The organism is Pedobacter sp. 10L46_2 (genome assembly GCF_056395165.1).
In genome coordinates this window covers 1-2,208 of the sequence record NZ_JBFTIZ010000455.1, presented here as the reverse complement: position 1 = coordinate 2,208, position 2,208 = coordinate 1, and the positions used below count along the sequence as shown (strand labels likewise).

The 2,208-nt window shown below is 42.8% G+C and carries 2 protein-coding genes; both read left to right on the top strand.

The genetic code is table 11. The features are described 5' to 3' along the window. Positions 1–1,521, top strand: a 1,521-nt coding sequence (locus AC1DDX_RS26665; RefSeq protein WP_477622953.1) for a RagB/SusD family nutrient uptake outer membrane protein, incomplete at its 5' end; no start/stop codon positions are given. Between the two features lie 2 nt (positions 1,522–1,523). Continuing rightward, positions 1,524–2,208 (top strand): IPT/TIG domain-containing protein (locus AC1DDX_RS26660; protein WP_477622952.1); only part of this gene is annotated, 685 nt, incomplete at its 3' end.

The following is a 2,208-nucleotide window of genomic DNA, read 5'->3' as shown; positions in this document are numbered from 1 at the left end:
CCCTCAGAAACGGGACCAACCACCGAAAGTTATTATACCACAGCAGCCGAAGTAAATGGTGCCACAGGACTTTTGTACAATTCTGTATGGAATGACTGGTCTGACAAAGCCTTTATATCTGTAGGTGATGTGCTGGGTGGTACCGTAACCGGAGTGCAGGGCAATGCACAATACAACTCATTTTATAATTTTAATATCCAAAGTACAGATGGTTTAGTAATGGACACCTGGAAGTCTTGCTATAAGGCAGCCGGACAGGCATCTGTACTGATTCATACTTTTATGAATAAAAAAACTCAGGTGGCCGATCCTTCCTACCTGGATGTAGGTATAGCCGAAGCCAAGTTTATCCGTGGGTTTGCGTACTTCTATATCGGCCGTGCTTTTGGTGATGCGCCAATAGTAGAAAACCCGGTAGATCTAACCAAAGCCGGGGCGCCTGCAACACCAAGATACCTGCAAAAAGATGTATTAAAGTTTGCACTTGAGGACCTTAAGTTTGCAGAAGAAAACCTGCCCGAAATAGCAACTCAGGATGGTCGGGTTAATAAATATTCAGCAAAAGGGATGATGGCCAAAATCTACCTTTACTTAAAGGACTATGAAAACGCAAGGTTAAAAGCCAAAGAGGTTATAGACTATGCAACATCAACCAAAAGAATAGGCCTGAATCCTGATTTTCAGGGCATGTTTACCTCCTCAGACATCGCCAACAAAAACAACAAAGAAATGTTGTTTTCATTAAGATGGTTAGCTGCTATGGGATGGAACGGAGGAAACAGGTACATGCTTTACGTAGGTCCGCAACCTTTGTTAAAACCAAAACCAACAGGAGGAAATGGTTATTCAGCAGTGGTTCCGTCGTTCGACATGTTAAATGCTTCAACAGGTTATGCTACCGGCGACCGTAGAAAAGGATGGTCGGTAATGCAGCAGGGCTTTCATAAAGCCGATTGGATCAACGACAATTTCCCTAACGGATTTACTTATGATACTACAGGGATAACAAGCGATTTTAAAATTCAAACAGGCACCCGCTCCAATATTCAGAAATATGTTGTAGGACCAAACAGAAGCGCTGAAGTAGTAACTTCCGACAGTCATAACAGCATTTCTACTTATATTCTTCGCTATGCTGACGTATTGCTGATTTATGCAGAGGCAGTAATGGCCGGAGGAGGATCTACCAGCGATGCTACCGCTTTAAGTGCCTTTAACGAAGTACATAACCGTGCTGGTCTGGTAAGTTTAACCAACATCACGCTTGATGATATCTTACACGAGCGTAAAGTAGAGTTCGCATTTGAAGGCGACTACTGGTTTGACATCCAAAGACAAGGATTTGCTAAGGCACAGCAGATGATAGCCGCACAGGAGCGTGGTACATTAGGTGGTAACGGCCAGTTAACCAGCTTTAAGGCCACACTTACTTCGGCAAAGCAGTTGTACCTTCCGGTACCACAACCAGAAACAGTTATTAATCCTTTACTGCTTGAACCTGCAGTAGCTTATTATAAATAGATATGAAAACTATTAAAAATCTAAAGATATTCCTGCTGGCATGTATGGCAGGAGCATTAACCMTAACAGGCTGCACAAAAGAAGAGCAGTCGAGCAGCAAAGCGTCCAATAGTCCGGTGGCCAATAAGCTTGATCCGGAAAGGGCAAGCGGAAATACTGTACTCACCTTAACCGGAAGCGGCCTGGGCGATATGACCAGTATTGTTTTTGAAAAAGGGAATGTACCTGCTTCATTTAACCCGACGCTAAATACAGATAATGCATTGATATTTAGAGTGCCTGATACTGCAAATGGTGGTGCCCAAAACATCATTTTAACAAACAGACTTGGAGTTCAGCTAAAAGTGCCATTTAATGTTGTTGCTTTGCCTTTGGTAAATACAGCCTCTAACTATAATTTTATTGAAGGCACAGAAATTACCCTGGTTGGAAACAACCTTGAGGATGTAACCAGCATAACGCTGGATGGCGCAGCGGCCGAGGCCAGTATCGTATCTCAATCCAAAAAAGAACTGGTAATTAAAATGCCTGCAACTACGGTAAACAGCGCAAAACTAATACTTACCAACTCTACCGGGCCAATTACCACAAATCAGGTATTTGTGAATCTGGATAAAGCCTATAAGATCTTTACAGATGATTATGGTAATGGTTTCGAAAACGGATCATGGGGCCCCGCTTCAATAT